The 15,749-nt window shown below is 69.8% G+C and carries 16 protein-coding genes; 8 read left to right on the top strand and 8 right to left on the bottom strand.

Going from position 1 to position 15,749, the window contains the following annotated elements; translation table 11 throughout:
* Positions 1-25 precede the first annotated feature (25 nt).
* Both JJ691_RS43025 and JJ691_RS43020 read right to left on the bottom strand, forming a co-directional pair.
* Positions 26-1,258, bottom strand: a complete 1,233-nt coding sequence (locus JJ691_RS43025) for a primosomal protein (RefSeq protein ID WP_211765174.1) — start codon at positions 1,256-1,258, stop codon at positions 26-28.
* 80 nt (positions 1,259-1,338) lie between these two features.
* Complete coding sequence (locus JJ691_RS43020; protein WP_211765173.1) at positions 1,339-2,016, bottom strand: hypothetical protein; 678 nt, start codon at positions 2,014-2,016, stop codon at positions 1,339-1,341.
* A gap of 133 nt (positions 2,017-2,149) precedes the next feature.
* Here JJ691_RS43020 and JJ691_RS43015 point away from each other — a divergent pair, with 133 nt between their 5' ends.
* Positions 2,150-2,731 (top strand): SMI1/KNR4 family protein, encoded by a 582-nt coding sequence (locus JJ691_RS43015; RefSeq protein ID WP_211765172.1) that lies wholly within the window; start codon positions 2,150-2,152, stop codon positions 2,729-2,731.
* 126 nt (positions 2,732-2,857) lie between these two features.
* On the opposite strand, the gene JJ691_RS43010 is transcribed toward JJ691_RS43015, so the two are convergent.
* The 6 genes from JJ691_RS43010 to JJ691_RS42985 all read right to left on the bottom strand — a co-directional run bounded on the left by JJ691_RS43010 (position 2,858) and on the right by JJ691_RS42985 (position 9,729).
* Entirely contained in the window at positions 2,858-4,138 is a 1,281-nt protein-coding gene (locus tag JJ691_RS43010) for a thymidine phosphorylase (protein ID WP_211765171.1), read from the bottom strand.
* A 73-nt stretch (positions 4,139-4,211) separates the two neighbouring features.
* Positions 4,212-4,601: a cytidine deaminase gene (locus JJ691_RS43005; RefSeq protein WP_211765170.1), complete on the bottom strand. Its 390-nt coding sequence runs from the start codon at positions 4,599-4,601 to the stop codon at positions 4,212-4,214.
* Positions 4,602-5,858: an ABC transporter permease gene (locus JJ691_RS43000; RefSeq protein ID WP_211772079.1), complete on the bottom strand. Its 1,257-nt coding sequence runs from the start codon at positions 5,856-5,858 to the stop codon at positions 4,602-4,604.
* A gap of 5 nt (positions 5,859-5,863) precedes the next feature.
* Complete coding sequence (locus tag JJ691_RS42995; protein WP_211765169.1) at positions 5,864-6,952, bottom strand: ABC transporter permease; 1,089 nt, start codon at positions 6,950-6,952, stop codon at positions 5,864-5,866.
* A complete protein-coding gene (locus JJ691_RS42990) occupies positions 6,952-8,505 on the bottom strand; it encodes an ABC transporter ATP-binding protein (protein WP_211765168.1) in 1,554 nt (517 codons plus the stop codon). Before JJ691_RS42990 ends, JJ691_RS42995 begins: the two co-directional genes overlap by 1 nt.
* A 75-nt stretch (positions 8,506-8,580) precedes the next feature.
* Positions 8,581-9,729 (bottom strand): BMP family lipoprotein, encoded by a 1,149-nt coding sequence (locus tag JJ691_RS42985; protein ID WP_211765167.1) that lies wholly within the window; start codon positions 9,727-9,729, stop codon positions 8,581-8,583.
* Between the two features lie 250 nt (positions 9,730-9,979).
* On the opposite strand from JJ691_RS42985, the gene JJ691_RS42980 reads away from it, so the two are divergent.
* The 7 genes from JJ691_RS42980 (at position 9,980) to JJ691_RS42950 (ending at position 15,736) form a co-directional block, all read left to right on the top strand.
* Positions 9,980-11,356 (top strand): YwqJ-related putative deaminase, encoded by a 1,377-nt coding sequence (locus JJ691_RS42980; RefSeq protein ID WP_211765166.1) that lies wholly within the window; start codon positions 9,980-9,982, stop codon positions 11,354-11,356.
* 4 nt (positions 11,357-11,360) lie between these two features.
* Entirely contained in the window at positions 11,361-11,723 is a 363-nt protein-coding gene (locus JJ691_RS42975) for a toxin-antitoxin system YwqK family antitoxin (RefSeq protein WP_211765165.1), read from the top strand.
* Positions 11,720-12,655, top strand: coding sequence for a toxin-antitoxin system YwqK family antitoxin (locus tag JJ691_RS42970; protein WP_211765164.1), 936 nt, complete (start codon positions 11,720-11,722; stop codon positions 12,653-12,655). Before JJ691_RS42975 ends, JJ691_RS42970 begins: the two co-directional genes overlap by 4 nt.
* A gap of 24 nt (positions 12,656-12,679) precedes the next feature.
* Positions 12,680-14,050: a pentapeptide repeat-containing protein gene (locus tag JJ691_RS42965; RefSeq protein WP_211765163.1), complete on the top strand. Its 1,371-nt coding sequence runs from the start codon at positions 12,680-12,682 to the stop codon at positions 14,048-14,050.
* Positions 14,047-14,712 carry an endonuclease V gene (locus JJ691_RS42960; protein WP_211765162.1) on the top strand — a complete coding sequence of 222 codons (666 nt, stop codon included), beginning with the start codon at positions 14,047-14,049 and terminating at the stop codon, positions 14,710-14,712. The genes JJ691_RS42965 and JJ691_RS42960 overlap by 4 nt, the downstream gene beginning before the upstream one ends.
* 168 nt (positions 14,713-14,880) lie before the next feature.
* Positions 14,881-15,324, top strand: coding sequence for a succinate dehydrogenase, cytochrome b556 subunit (gene sdhC / locus JJ691_RS42955; protein ID WP_211772078.1), 444 nt, complete (start codon positions 14,881-14,883; stop codon positions 15,322-15,324).
* A gap of 1 nt (position 15,325) precedes the next feature.
* A complete protein-coding gene (locus tag JJ691_RS42950; RefSeq protein ID WP_211765161.1) occupies positions 15,326-15,736 on the top strand; it encodes a succinate dehydrogenase hydrophobic membrane anchor subunit in 411 nt (136 codons plus the stop codon).
* The last annotated feature ends 13 nt before the right edge of the window (positions 15,737-15,749 follow it).

Genomic DNA, 15,749 nt, shown 5'->3' with positions numbered 1-15,749 from the left:
CCCGCGCGGAACGCGCGGCAGAAACTCAGTGGGTACGGAAGCGGTTCTCCAGGCCCTCGATGAGGGCCTTCCAGGCCTCGACCTCGGCGTCGAACGGGGCGCTCGGCGCCATCCGGGTCGGGTCGGGGCGGACCACGAAGGAGACCAGCCAGCCCAGGCTCTCGGACTGGGCCAGGGCCTCGCTCACGGAGTCGTCGCCGGCCCAGGCGGCGGCGTCCTCCAGCAGCTCGACGGCCAGGTCCAGCTGCACCGGGTCGACGGAGTCGACGCCCTCGGCGATGTCGTCGGCGATGCCGTTGAGCACGTAGACGTTGTCGTCGTGCACCTCGACCTCGAGCTCGCCGGCGGTGGCCTTGGTGGCGACCTCGTCCCAGGTGGCGACCTCGGTGATGTCGTTGCCGGCCAGCTCGTTGCCGGTGTTGACCAGGAAGCGGCCGAGCGCCTTGGCCGAGCCGAACACGTCGATCTCGCCGCTGGAGCCGAGGAACACCGGCTCGTCGTCGACGTAGCAGCGCAGCGTGAAGTACTCGTTGTCGCCGAGGATGATCTTGACGGGGTCGATGCCGACCTCGCCCCAGAAGCCCAGGTCCTCGGGCTCGTCGTCGGGCTCGCGCTCGGCGGCGTCCGCGTCGGCCTCGGCCTCCTCGGCCAGCTGGGCCTCGGCGTCGGCCAGCTCCTGCTCGGCCTCGGCCAGGGCCTTCTCGTCGACCTCGGGCACGGTGACGATGCCGTCGATGGCGTCGAGCACCTCGTCCCAGCGCTCCACGACGACCTTGGCCAGCTCGGTCCAGCGGCGCTCGCCGTCCCGGCCGGTGAACGGGAAGGTGCCCTGCGGCAGCAGCGCGAAGCCGTCCACCGAGTCCAGCACCTCGTTGACCTTGTCCAGCTCGCACACGTCGGCCAGCGAGCGCAGGATCGACACCACGTCGGCGAGCTCGCCGATGGTCCAGGTGTCCGGGTCCTCCGACACCAGCTCGGGCACGCCCACCAGGTCGAACTGGTGGTTCTCGTCGGGCACCAGCTCCACGGCCGACAGCGCCGGCAGCACGTGCCACGCGGGGTGGTCGGTCAGGTCGTGCTCGGTGGCGGTCCGCACGAAGGCGGCCAGCCGCGCGGCGTCCGGGAAGGCGTAGAGGTCCTCCTCGTGTCCGAGGAACGCCTCCCACTCCTCGCCTTCCTCGCGCCAGCGCGGCGCCCACAAGGTGATCAGGTCGCCCTGGGGGAGCCCGAGCTCGATCGGGACGATGTCCTGAGCCATCTGGAGACCTCCCGGTCACGGCCAGCGCTGTCTGCGGGAACGGGGCAGAGCCTACGTGGTCGCTCGATCATCACAGTTGACTAGGGGGTCTTCTCCCACACGGTCAGGTCGAAGGTCAGCTGCCCGCCGACCGCCGGATGGAACACGACCAGCGCGAACCGGCCCTGTGGGCTGGTCGTGCAGTACGCCCCACCGGCCAGGATCTGGTTGATGTCCAGCAGCGGCGTGTACGCGGTGGCGCCCGCGCAGTCGGCGTAGCCGGCGTTGGGCTGGGTCGGCGCGAAGCCCCGGCCGGAGCTGTTGACGGTGTCCTGGGTGTCGAACCGGAGGTCGTTGAAGTAGTTCGGGTCGTCGCTCTGCACCACGTCCCAGTTGGGCTGGGTGCTGTCCAGGTTCACGCCGTAGCCGACGTTGAGCACGACCGGCGAGCCGGCCGGGGTGGCGTTGCGGACGGTGCCCACGACGGCGGTGGTCGTTGTCGTCGTCGTGGTGGTCGTGTCGGAGGTGGTGGTCGTCGGCGCGACCGTGGTGGTGGTCGTCGGGGGCGTCGAGGAAGTCGTGGTCGGCGCGGCACTGGAAGGGAAGGCGGCCTGTTCGGATTGCGCGGTGCGCAGGCCCAGCAGGTAGCCGCCCATCGCGGCGGCGGCCAGCAGGGTGATCACCAGGACGATCAGGAAGGCGATCATCGGCTTGCGGTCCGGACGCTGCGGGGGCCGGCCGTCGTCGGCGGGCGCCCACATCGTCTCGGTGTCGGACACGACAGCCCCCTCACACGGCTCAGTGCCGCAGGTTAACCCGACCGGCGCGACATCGTCAGTCGGTGGCGCGAATCTCCGGTCCGTCCTCCGTTGGGCGGTACCGGTACGACCGTTCTTACTCGATCATGAACGGATGGCAGTGGCCGACGCGTGGGGTCGGATCGTGCGCTGGCTGTCCTTCTACGCACCGTCGACGGGGTCGGTGCTGCGCACGATGGCAGACCGGGAAGATGTCGTGATCCTCGAGCAGGAGATCGGTGTCGACCTGCCCGACGACCTGCACGAGTGGTGGTCGGTGTGCGGTGGCACCGGGAACTCGGCGTTCGCCGAGATCATTCCGCCCTTCTACACGCCGCACGGGCCGCAGGGCGCGCTGGACTCGTTCCGGGTGCAGCGAAAACTCTGGGCCGACACGTGGGACACGCCGGAGTGCGGTCCGGACGCGGGTTCGGCCGGCAACAGCTACCACCCGCTCTGGGTGCCGTTCGCGTTCGACGGCCTGGGCGACGCGCTGGTCGTCGACCTGCGGCCGGGTCCGCTGCGCGGCTGCGTGATGGAGTGGGATCACGAGCGGGCCGAGGCGCACGGGCCGGAGTGGCGCAGCCTCACCGAGATGCTGGAGCAGATCGCCACCGCGCTGGAGGAACGGTCCAAGGTCCGGCACAGCCGCCCCGACACCACCACCGACGGCCGCATCGACTGGCGCACGAGCTAGTACGTGGGTCTCCAAGACCTACAAACCCAGCAGGATCGGGTCTCTGACGACTACAAACCCGGCCGGGTTTGTAGTCGTCAGAGACCCCGGTAGCCGGGGTTTGTAGGTCTTGGAGACACGCAAACGTCAGCCGCGGATCGTGTCGATGACCAGCGGGGTGTGTTCCGTAGGGGCGTCGCCGATGGTGATGGCGCCGGTGAGGGCGTCGCGGCCGGCGGCCAGCAGCTCCGGGGTGTCGGTGCGCAGCTCCAGCAGCGGCTGTCCCTTGTGGACGGTGTCGCCGGGCTTGGCCAGGCACAGCACGCCGGCGGCGTGCTGCACCGGGTCCTCCTTGCGGGCCCGGCCGGCGCCGAGCCGCCAGGCGGCGACGCCGACGGCATAGGCGTCCAGGTCGGTCAGCACGCCGTCCTCGGCCGCCTCTACCACCTCGACGTGCTTGGCCACGGGCAGCGCGGCCTCCGGGTCGCCACCCTGGGCGGCGATCATCCGGCACCACGTCTCGTAGGCCTTGCCGGAGGCGAGCACCCCGGCCGGGTCCTCATCGGACAGTCCGGCCAGCGACAGCATCTCCCGGGCCAGCGCGACGGTCAGCGCCACCACGTCGGCCGGCCCGCCGCCCTTGAGCACCTCGACGGACTCGGCGACCTCGACGGCGTTGCCGACGGCCCGGCCCAGCGGCACCGACATGTCGGTCAGCACGGCGCTGATGCGCAGGCCGTGGTCGACACCGATGGACACCAGCGCCCGGGCCAGCTCGGTGGCGTCGGCCAGGTTCTTCATGAACGCGCCGGAGCCGACCTTCACGTCCAGCACCAGCGAGCCGGCGCCCTCGGCGATCTTCTTGCTCATGATGGAGCTGGCGATCAGCGGCACCGACTCGACAGTCCCGGTGACGTCCCGCAGCGCGTACAGCTTGCGGTCGGCCGGCGCGAGGCCCTCGGTGGCGGCGCAGACGACCGCGCCCACGGACCGCAGCTGGGCGCGAATGTCCTCCGTGGACAGCTGGGCCCGCCAGCCGGGAATGGACTCCAGCTTGTCCAGGGTGCCGCCGGTGTGGCCGAGACCACGGCCGGACAGCTGCGGCACGGCGGCGCCGCAGGCGGCGACCAGCGGGGCCAGCGGCAGCGTGATCTTGTCGCCGACGCCGCCGGTGGAGTGCTTGTCCACGGTCGGCCTGTCCACGTGCAGGGTCAGCCGCTCGCCCGAGGCGACCATGGCCCGCGTCCACCGGGCCGTCTCGGTGGAATCCATGCCGTTCAACAGGATCGCCATGGCCAGCGCCGACATCTGCTCGTCGGCGACCACGCCGTTGGTGTAGGCGTCGACGACCCAGTCGATCTGCTCGCCGGTCAGGGTCCGCCGGTCGCGCTTGGCGCGGATGATCTCGACGGCATTGAAGTGGCTCACAGACCCTCCTCGCTGGCGCTCGTCGCGTCTGCGGCCAAGGGCGCAGCGCTGGATGGTTCGCTCGCAAGCTCGCTCACGGCAGGTCCTCTGGTCCGAACGCGTCTGGCAGAACTTCCCGCATCGTAAGCACACCGCGCGGGGTGTCCACCAGGCAGTCCGGGCCGCCCAGCTCGTAGATGATCTGTCGGCAGCGCCCGCACGGCATCAGCAACTCGCCCTCGCCGCTGCGGCAGGCCACGGCGACGAACTTGCCGCCGCCGGTCAGCCGCAGCTGCCCGGCCATCGTGCACTCTGCGCACAGAGCCACGCCGTAGGCGGCGTTCTCGATGTTGCAGCCGGTCACGACCCGGCCGTCGTCACACAGGGCGGCGGCCCCGACCTGGAGCCCCGAGTAGGGGCAGTAGGCCGACGCCGCCGCGGCCACGGCCTGTCGCCGCAGCTGATCCCAGTCCACAGTGGACAACTAACTTCCCTGTCCTCGTCGATAAACCAGGCCGTCCGCCGCGGGCATGCGCAATCGTTGCGAGGACATCGCCAGCACCACGATGGTCACGATGTGCGGCAGGTAGGTGGTCAGTTCCTGCGGCAGCGAGTCGATCGACAGGTACAGCAGGTAGAGCGCGCCGCCCACGACGACCCCCACCAGCCCGACTATCCACTTGCGACGGATCAGCTGCACCAGTGCGATCACCCAGATCAGCAGGGACACGCCGTAGAACAGGCCCAGCACGGTCTTGCCGTCGGTCAGGGTCTGCAGGCCGTCGGCGTAGCCGAACAGCGCCGCGCCGCCGAGCAGGCCGCCGGGCCGCCAGTTGCCGAAGATCATGGCGGCCAGGCCGATATAGCCGCGGCCGTTGGTCTGGTTCTCCAGGTAGCCGTTCTGGCCGGGGGCCAGCACCAGCGCCGCGCCGCCGAGCCCGGCCAAGCCGCCGGAGACCGTCACCGCGATGTACTTCTGGAGGTACACGTTGACGCCGAGGGACTCGGCCGCGACCGGGTTCTCGCCGCATGACCGCAGCCGCAGGCCGAACCGGCTGTGCCAGAGCAGCAGATAGGTGGTCGGCACCAGCAGAATGGTGATCATCGTCAGCGGGGACACGCCGGACAGCACGCCGTGCAGGATGCCGGCCACGTCGGAGATCACGTACCGCTGCTGCTTCTCCAGGTCCCCCAACCAGTCCGCGACCGGCTGCGCCGAGTAGGTGTCGAACGACGGCACCTTCGGCGACTGCCGCGGGTTGTGCGACACCGGCGCGAACAGGAGCGTGGACAGGTACTTGGCCACGCCCGCGCCGAGCAGGTTGATCGCCACACCGGACACGATGTGGTTGACGCCGAAGGTGACCGTGGCCACCGCGTGCAGCAGGCCGCCGAGCGCGCCGAACACGATGCCGCCGATCACCGCCGCCCACGGGCCCCACTGGTAGCCGGCCCAGGCCGCGCCCCAGGTGCCCAGGATCATCATGCCCTCAAGACCGATGTTGACCACGCCGGCCCGCTCGGCCCAGAGGCCGCCGAGGCCGGCCAGCAGCAGCGGCACGGCCAGCTGGAGTCCGGCCTGGACGGTCGAGGTGGCCGTGATGTTGGGCAGCCCGGTCAGGTCCGCGGTCACGGTGAGCAGCACGATGGCCGCCAGGGACCAGAGAACACCGTTGGCCCAGCCGGGGATCCGTCGCTTGGCCGGGGCGGCCGGGGTGACCGTCGCCGTCGGCGGGTTCATGTCGATCACGACGCGCTCCCGGTGGTCGCGGCGGCCGCGGCCGCCAGCTGGCTGCCGACCCTGCGTTGCTCGGCGGCCAGTTCAAGCCTGCGGATCACCTCGTAGGACACGACGACCGACAGCACGATCGCGCCCTGCATGATGGTGACGATCTCCCGTGGCACCTGGATGTTGTCCAGCGACACCGCGGACTGGTCGAGGAACGCCCACAGCAGCGCGCCGAAGGCGATGCCGCCAGGGTTGTTCCGGCCGAGCAGCGCGACGGCGATGCCGGTGAATCCGTAGCCCTGCGGGGAGATCAGGGTGTAGGTGTGGTCGCGGCCCAGCAGCTCGGGCAGCGCTGTGAGGCCGGCGATGGCGCCGGACAGCAGCATCGCGATGACGATCATGCGCTTGGCGTCCACGCCGCCGGCGGTGGCCGCGGTCGGCGACTCGCCGGAGGCCTGGAGTTCGAAGCCGAACCGGGTGCGGTTGAGCATCACCCAGTAGCCGACGCCGACCAGGATCGCGATCACCACGAAGCCGAAGACCGTGCCGGCCGAGCCGAGCGGGATGCCCGGGATCCAGTCGGCCGACGGGATCGGCCTGGTGCCGATGTTGTTGTTGCTCAGCACGCCGAACACACCCTGCTTGATCAGCAGCGCGATGATACCGCCGGCGATGGCGTTCAGCATGATCGTGGTGATCACCTCGCTGACGCCCCGGGTGACCTTGAGGATGGCCGGCAGCGCGGCGAACAGCGCGCCGCCGGCCATCGCGACCAGGATGATCACGATCTGCCCGAGCACCGGCGGCAGGTTCAGCTCGCCGCCGACGATCGCGGCGCACACCGCGCCGATCCGGTACTGGCCCTCGACGCCGATGTTGAACAGGTTCATCTTGAACCCGATGGCGACGGCGATGCCGACCAGGTAGTAGATCGACGCGCTGTTGACGATGTCCACGGCCGTGGTGTTGTGGCCGACCTGGACCACCATCGCGGCCAACGCCTGGGCCGGGTTGCGGCCCGAGATGATCAGCGCCACCGAGCACAGCAACGCCGAGAACACGATCGCCACCACCGGCGGCAGCAGCTTGCCACGCAGCGAGCGCATCAGGCTTCTTCCTCTCCACCGGTCGTCGCGCCGGTCATGGCGCTGCCCAGTTCCTCGGGCGTGACCGTCGCCGGGTCGGCGTCCGCGACCAGCCGTCCGCGCAGCATCACCTTGATCGTGTCGGACAGGCCGATCAGCTCGTCCAGGTCGGCCGACACCAGCAGCACGGCCAGGCCGGCGGCGCGGGCCTGCTTGATCTGCTCCCAGATCAGGGCCTGCGCGCCGACGTCGACGCCGCGGGTCGGGTGCGAGGCGATCAGCAGCACCGGGTCGCCGGACAGCTCGCGGCCGACGATCAGCTTCTGCTGGTTGCCGCCGGACAGCGCGGCCGCCGGCACCTCGATGCCGGGCGTGCGGACGTCGAACTGCTCGACGATGCGCCGGGTGTCGGCGCGGGCCCCTTCCACGTCCAGCCAGCGCCCGTTGACCGCGGGCTTGCGGGTCTGGAAGCCGAGGATCCGGTTGAACCACAACGACTGCGTGAGCAGCAGGCCATGCCGGTGCCGGTCCTCGGCGATGTAGCCGATGCCGGCCTCGCGGCGGTGCAGCGTGCTCAGCTTGGTCAGGTCGGTGATCGCACTGTCCGAGCCGACGAGCAGCACCGAGCCCGCGTCGGCCTTGCGCATGCCCATGATCGCCTCGACCAGTTCGGTCTGGCCGTTGCCCTCGACGCCGGCGATGCCGACGATCTCGCCGGCGTGCACGGCCAGGTCGATCTCGGCCAGGACGGCGCGTCCGCCCGTGTCGTTCAGGCGCAGGCCGGACACGGTGAGCACGGCCCGGTCGGTCACAGTGGACTCGCGGGTCTCGGGGCTGGGCAGCTCGGAGCCGACCATCATCTCGGCTAGCTGGCGCGAGGTGACGGTCTTCGGGTCGACGGTGCCGACGGTGGTGCCGCGGCGAATCACCGTGATGCTGTCGGCGATGGCCCGCACCTCGTCCAGCTTGTGCGAGATGAACAGGAACGTGAAGCCCTGCTCGCGCATGCCGCGCAGGGTGTCGAACAGCTCGTCGACCTCCTGCGGCACCAGCACGGCGGTCGGCTCGTCCAGGATGATGATCCGGGCGCCGCGGTAGAGCACCTTGAGGATCTCCACCCGCTGCCGGTCGGCCACGCCCAACTGCTCGACCAGCACGCCGGAGTCGACGCGCAGGCCGGTCTGCCCGGCCAGCTCGGCGATGCGGGCCTTGGCCCTGGCCCCGATGCCGTGCAGCGACTCCGCGCCGAGCACGACGTTCTCCAGCACGGTGAGGTTGTCGGCCAGCATGAAGTGCTGGTGCACCATGCCGATGCCGGCCTTGATGGCGTCGGCCGGGGTGCGGAAGCGGATCTCGGTCCCGGCCACCTCGATGGTGCCCTCGTCCGGCTGCTGCATGCCGTAGAGGATCTTCATCAGGGTGGACTTGCCGGCGCCGTTCTCGCCGCACAGCGCGTGCACCTCGCCGGCCCGGACGGTGAGCCTGATGTCGTCGTTGGCCACGACGCCGGGGAAGCGCTTGGTGATCCCGGTGAGCACGACCGCGGGGGCTCCGCTGTCGGTGGCGGTGGTCATGGGGCAACTCCTTACAGCACTACCGCGGGCCCGGCCAATCTGGCGGGCCCGCGGTAGGGGTGCTTGCCGCAGTGGTCAGCTGCCGGACACGGTGGAGGGAACCTTGATCGCACCGGAAATGATCTGCGCCTTGTAGGCGTCGACGGTGCTCTTGATGTCGTCCACCTTGCCGCCGGAGGTGGCGTAGTCCACTCCGCCGACCGCGAGGTCGAAGACCTTCGGGATGCTGGTCAGGTCGCCCGCCGCGACGCCGCGCAGGAAGTCGTACACCGCGGTGTCCACGCGCTTCATCATCGAGGAGATGATGATGTCCTTGTCGTCCGCGACGCCGGCCTGCTTGTACTGGTCGGAGTCGACGCCGATGGCGTAGGTGCCGGACTTGGCCTTGACCGCGTCGAAGATGCCCTTGCCGGAGTTGCCGGCGGCCTGGTAGATCACGTCGGCGCCGGCGGACAACTCGCCCTGCGCGACCAGGCGGCCCTTGTCGGGTGCCTGGAAGCCGGTGAAGTCACCGGCCGGCGTAATGTACTTGTCCTCGATCTTGATGTCCGGCGCGGCAGCCTTGGCGCCCGCGTCGAAGCCGGCCTGGAACTTCTGGATCAGCGGCACGTTCACGCCGCCGACGAAGCCCACGTGGCAGCCCTTGGACTTGTACGCGGCGATCACGCCGACCAGGAAGGAGCCCTGCTCCTCGGTGAAGGTCAGCGGGGTGACGTTCGGGGAGTTCTCCACCGTGGAGTCGACGATGGCGAACTTGGTGTTCGGGAAGTCCTTGGCCACGTTTTGCAGCGCCGGGCCGTAGGCGAAGCCGACCGTGACGATCGGGTTGTAGCCGTCCTGCGCCAGCTGGCGCAGTCGCGCCTCCTTCGCCGCGTCCGACTCGTTCGGCGCGGCGGTGGTCTCCTTGACGTTTTCGGCCTTCACGCCCAACTGCGACTTGGCCAGGTCCAGGCCGGCCGCCGCCGCGTCGTTGAACGACGCGTCGCCGCGGCCGCCGATGTCGTAGGCCAGGCCGACCTTGAGGGCGCTGCCGTCCACCTTGCTCGAGCTGGTGGTGGTGCTCGAGCCGGCCGCGGCCGCGGTGGGCGGGGTGGCCAGCTTGCAGCCGCTGCCCGACGCCGAGTTGCTGCTGCCGCCTGCACTGCTCGAGGTGCTGTCCTTGGCACACGCGGCCATCGACATCACGCTGGTCAGCGCGATCGCCGCTACCGCTACTCCACGCATTCGACGCACGGTTGGTCGTCCTCTCCCTGCTCCGGCGGGCTTCGATCCCCGACCCCGTTGTCGGTGTCGGTCCCACCGAGGGCGAAACGGTACCTCCCGGTCCTGGGCCCACGACACCGGTCACGGTCCGTGTAACCGAATCGTTGACCCGGTCGGACGAAACGTCGGCACGTGTTTACTCTTCGTAACCAGGAACCGGCGGCCGCCGTAACACGTCACACTCCCCGACCGGGACCGGGGAGGCCGCCGCTTGAGCAAGATCCACACAAATCCGGATCACCTGCGCCGTTCGGGCAGCAACCTGTCGAAGTTCGGGCAGACCGTCTCCACCGCCGGCGAGAAGCTGGACACCACCGGCCAGAACCTGGTCGAGCACGCCAACGGCGACCGCTCCGGCATCGGCTCGGTGGTGGCCAAGGCGATGGGCCGCGGCGTCGAGGTCACCGGCAAGGTCTTCAAGGAGGGCGGCCGGGTCGCCGACAAGGCCGGCCAGAACCTGGGCAAGACCGGCGACCTGCACGAGGAGGCCGATCACGCCGCCCGGGACGGCCTGCTCAAGGTCCGCCCCGACGCCAAGTCCAAGCATCTGCCCGGCGGCGGCGAACGCCCGCCGGCTCCGGTCGCGGGCGGTGGTGGTGGCGGTGGTCGCAAGCCGCCGAAGGTGCGCACCGGCGGTGGCGGTGGCGGCGATGAGGAAGAGCCGACGCACCTGTCCGGCAACCTCAACCACTCGCCCGGCTACCGCGGCACTGCCAGCACAGGCCTCAGCTCCGCGTCACCCGAGCACATGCCCGAGCCGTCGCTGAACCCGGCGCCACACAAGCTGGCGGACCTGAGCCACGCCGAGGGTGTGACCCGGGACAAGGAGACCGGCCTGATCACAGGGGTTGGCGACCGGTCGTCCAAGGACTACGTCACCCACGTCGCCGAGCACCGCGCCAGCCAGTACCGGGCGCCCCAGCAGCAGGCGAAACAGGAGCAACGCGACTACCAACGCCAGCTCGCTGAGCACAAACAGCAGATGCAGACCTACAACGAGGACAAACGGGCCTGGGTCGAGCAGCGCAAACAGGAGGCCGCCGCGGCCAAGGCCGAAGGGCGGGAGCCGAACTTCCCACCCGAGCCGAGGATGCCCGAGAAGCCCACGCCACCCAGCACCGGCGATGTGTATAACCAAGCCAATGTCGGCGTCACCGCCGTGGGCATGGACATGCGCACCGGCCTGGTCTACGAGGGCATCAACGGCACGGGCGAGGACGTCATCCCCGACGCCGACCTCCACCCGACACTGCGACAACACCTCGACGACATGACCAACAAGCCGGGCGGCTACCCGGTGCAGGACGACACCACGGGAGCGACACGCGACCGTCCCCATCCCGATGAGCCACTGGGCCATGCCGAGGTGAAAGCAGTCAACGCGCTGCTGTGGGAACGCAACCGGCTGGGCATTGACGACGGCCCCGGCGCGTTGGCGGAGATGCGGGTGGACAACTACCACCCGTTCCGCAGCGGCGGCATCGAGCAGGCGCCGTGCTGCGCCAACTGCAACCTGATGTTGCAGGGGGCGCCCAGCAACGCCGGGCGCTACGATCGGTTCCCTCCAGGCGAGAAGATTCCGGAGTGATGTCATGAAGCGGATCCACGTCTTCCTGGACGACAGCGAGTTGGACGACTCGTTGCGCCTGGTTTACGAGGGCGAACCGTTTACGGGCGAGCTGGTCAACACCTACGGCGAGACGCTGATCTTCCTGGAGACCTACCGCGACGGCTGGCGGGACGGCCCGCGACGCGAGTGGTACGAGGACGGCACACTCAGGGCAGAGGGAATGGCCCGGCACAGCGTCGCCATCGGCACGCACCAGAGGTGGCACCACAACGGTCAACTGGCCGTGGAGAAGGTGTTCACCGACAAGGGCCGGCTGATCAGCGAGAAGCACTGGGACGAGAACGGCGCGCCGGAGGCCTTCCGTTCCGCCGGTATGCCGGAGTGACCGACCACATCGACGTCCAGGCCGACGAGGTCGACTGGGACGACAGCCAGCGCCTGCTGCACCGGGGCGTGCCGTTCACCGGCGAGGCGGTCACGTACAACTGGCTCGACGAGATGACGTCGCTGATCACCTACAAGAACGGCATCCGCGAGGGCGTGCGGCGGACGTGGTACGACGGCGGTCAGCTGAAGTCGGAGATGACAGTCCACAAGGGACGAATGATCAGGGCCGCCCGGGAGTGGGACCAGGACGGGAACCTGGTGCGGGAGCGACGCTACGACGACACGGCGCTGGTGAAGCTGGGGCCGGAGTGGGGAACGGGGCCGCTCTGGGTGGACTGGGAGTACCGCGAGCTGGACGACTTCGGCCTGTCGGACGGGCTGGTGGCGTTGATCGAGCAGTGGGACGACGAGTTCCAGGCGATCTACCAGCCGGACGACCCTCCGTCATCGGAGTTCCCGGACGAGCAGGCAGAGCAGCGGTGGCTGGACCGAGGACGGGAGCTGGCCCGACAGATCGCACCGGAGGTGCTGTTCTCGGCCATGGGCGTCAGGGAGACGATCCGGCGGGTCGAGCGGATCCACGAGTTTCTGGACGACAACGAGCTGGACGACTGGCTGCGCCTGACCCACGACGGCGAGCCGTTCACAGGTGAGCTGGTCAACACCTACGGCGAGACGCTGGTCTCCCTGACGACGTACCGCGCTGGCTGGTGCGACGGCCCGACGAAGGCCTGGTACGAGGACGGCACGCGCAAGGCGGAGGGGATGAACCGGCGCAGCAAAGCCGTGGGGGTGCACCGGAGGTGGCACCACAACGGCCAACTGGCGGTGGAGAAGCGGTTCGACGACAACGGCCGTCTGGTGGCCGAAGAGCATTGGGACGAGGAGGGCAACCCTGTCTCCTTCCGGAGAACGGGGATGCCCGAGTAGGACCCGGGACAGTACGGTCGAGGGGTGAGTGAGTGGCTGCCGGTCCGCTGGCCGGACGATGACGAAGCGGCGGTCGCGCTGGAGGACTGGCTGGACGAGGGTGTCGGTGACTTCACGGGACTGGACCTGCGGGGCGCGGACCTGACGGGCGCGCCGCTGAGCGGGGCGGTGCTGCTGGGCGCGGACCTGCGGGACGTGGTGCTGCGGAAAGCGGAGTTGGACGACGCGCAGCTGACGGGGGCGGACCTGCGGGGTGCGGACCTGGCCGAGGCGCAGCTGGCGGACGCGAACCTGGACGACGCGAACCTGGCCGAGGCCAGTCTCCAAGGGGCCAACCTGACCCGGGCGACGGCGATCGGGGCGGTGTTCACGGGCACGAACCTGCGCGGGGCCAACCTGACGGCGGCGATGCTGGACGACGTGGACCTGTCCACGGCCGACGTGACGGATGCGGTGCTGGACGGGGCTTTCCTGCCTCGCCGGGCACGCCGGATCGAGGTGTACGCGGACGCGCCGACCCGCGACGACAACGGGCGACTGGTGCACGGCGGCGAGCTGTTCACCGGCGAGCTGGTCCGGGAGAACGGGGATCGCCTGCTGTCGCTGGAGACCTACCAGGACGGCGTGCGCCGGTCGGCGAGAACCTGGTACGACAGCGGGATTCTGCGCAGCGACGGGACGAAACGCTGGCATCCCAACGGAATGCCGGCCGAGAACGGCGACGGCTGCTGGGACGAGCGCGGCCGGCCGACGACCAGGGTCGACCGGACCCGAACGACCCAGGAGAACGGCGTGACGAGCGTAGCCGGAACCCCGTTCACCGGCCAACTGACCGAGGGCGACACGGTCACGTCCTATCGGGACGGTGTCCCCGACGGCCCGTGGTGGTCTCCGAACGCCGAGGGGCGGCACGAGCAGGGCGTGCGAGTCGGCGAGTGGCGGCGCTGGCACGCCAACGGGCGCGTGAAAGAGCTCACCGTGCACGACCAGACGGGCGCCGTCACCAGGATCCAGCGCTGGGACGACGCCGGTTTCCTGCTGGACGAGCGCGAGGCGCCGGCCGACGAGCCGCCGCTGCCCCGCATCGACCTCCAGGTCAGCACGGTTGAGTGGGACGACGGCGCGCGGCTGCGGCACGACGGCCACGCCTTCACCGGCGAGGCGGTGATCCACGGCTACAGCGGCGAGGTGACGTCGCTGGTGACCTACCGATACGGCCTGGAGGACGGCCCGCGCCGCGAGTGGTACGAGGACGGCACGCCGAAGTCGGAGCTGACGGTCCGCCGTGGCGTGATCACCGGTCCGGCCCGGGACTGGCATCCGGACGGCCGGCTGGCCCGCGAGCGGATCTTCGACGAGCGCGGCAACCTGGCCGCGGAGAGGCACTTCCCGTGATCGAGGACTGGCCGTCGACGCCGGAGCAGGCGGTCGAGCTGCAGATCAGGCTGGCGCCGCTGGTGGATCCGCACCCGCCGGCCGGCTTCCGGCCGCGCACCGCCGCCGGCCTGGACGTGGCCTACGACGAGCGGTCCGACCGGCTGTTCGCGGCGGTGGTGGTGCTGGACCTCGCGTCACTCGAAACGGTGGATCAGGCGGTTGTGCCGGGGGTCACAGATTTCCCTTACGTGCCAGGCTTGTTCGCATTCCGTGAACTGCCGGCGCTGCTGGCCGCGCTCGAACGGCTGACGGTGTCCCCCGATCTGTTGGTCTGTGACGGCCAGGGCGTGGCTCATCCGCGCCGGTTCGGCCTGGCCAGCCACCTCGGCGTGGTCACCGGGCTGCCGTCGATCGGCGTGGCCAAGACTCCGATGGGGCACTACGAAGCGCCCGGCCCCGACCGTGGCGACTGGACGCCGATGACGGACGGAACCGACGTGGTGGGGCGGGCTTTGCGTACCCAGCGGGAGATCAAGCCGCTGTTCGTCTCGATCGGACACCGGACCGACCTGGACAGGGCCTGCGCCCAGGTGCTCAAGCTCGCCCCGCACTACCGCCAGCCGGAGACCACCCGTCGCGCCGACCACCTGTGCCGGGAGGCGCTGAAAAGTGGTTCTTGATCGTTAAAGCGGCCTGGACCACACCACTGCGTGTCTCATCGATCACAGACGGCCCGTCGCCGTTGGGCCGGGAACAGACCGCCGGTCTAGCATCCGGAGGGTCAAGGCCCCGTGCTGCCGCACGCCTTGGGGCCGTGCCCACCACTGACGCTGGAGGCCACCCGCACCATGGCCAGTACCACCGCCCCGCCGACGGGCGCAGCAGAGGGAACAGGGGGCAGCAGCCGGCGCGGTAGCACCGTCTACCGCGGCGATCTGGGCATGTGGTCCTGGGTGGCCCACCGGATCACCGGGGTGCTGACCTTCTTCTTCCTGTTCGCGCACGTGTTGGACACCGCGGTCGTTCGGGTCTCGCCGAACGCCTACGACAAGGTGATCGAGCTCTACAAGAACCCGCTCGTCAACCTGTTGGAGCTCGGCCTGGTCGCGGCGGTGCTCTACCACGCGCTCAACGGCATCCGCATCATGCTGGTCGACTTCTGGGCCAAGGGCCCGCGCTTCCAGCGCCCGATGCTGTGGGCGATCATCGTGATCTGGGTGGTCGTGATGATCCCCGGCGCGTACTTCATGCTCCAGCGCAGCTTCATCACGGTCTTCGGCGGTGGCAACTGACATGAGCACCCTCGACCTCGCCGCGCCGCGCAGCCCGCGCCGCCGCTCGGCCCGCCGCAGCAACTTCGAGCTCTACAGCTGGCTGTTCATGCGGCTGTCCGGCCTCGCGCTGATCGTGCTGGTGCTCGGGCACCTGTTCATCATGAACATCCTCGACGGCGGCGTGCACCGGATCAACTTCGCCTTCGTGGCCGGCCGCTGGTCCTCGCCGTTCTGGCAGTTCTGGGACCTGTCCATGCTGTGGCTGGCCGAGCTGCACGGCGGCAACGGCCTGCGCACCGTGATCAACGACTACGCGCGCAAGGACGCCACCCGGTTCTGGCTGAAGATCCTGCTGTACGTGTCCATGGCGCTGATCCTGGCGCTGGGCAGCTTCGTGATCTTCACCTTCGACCCGAACATCAGCGGCTGACCGCGGGAGACGC

The sequence above is a fragment of the Kutzneria sp. CA-103260 genome, from assembly GCF_018263855.1.
Lineage (GTDB): Bacteria > Actinomycetota > Actinomycetes > Mycobacteriales > Pseudonocardiaceae > Kutzneria.
Note: the sequence above shows the minus strand (reverse complement) of the source record. Positions and strands in the feature narration are given on the sequence as shown.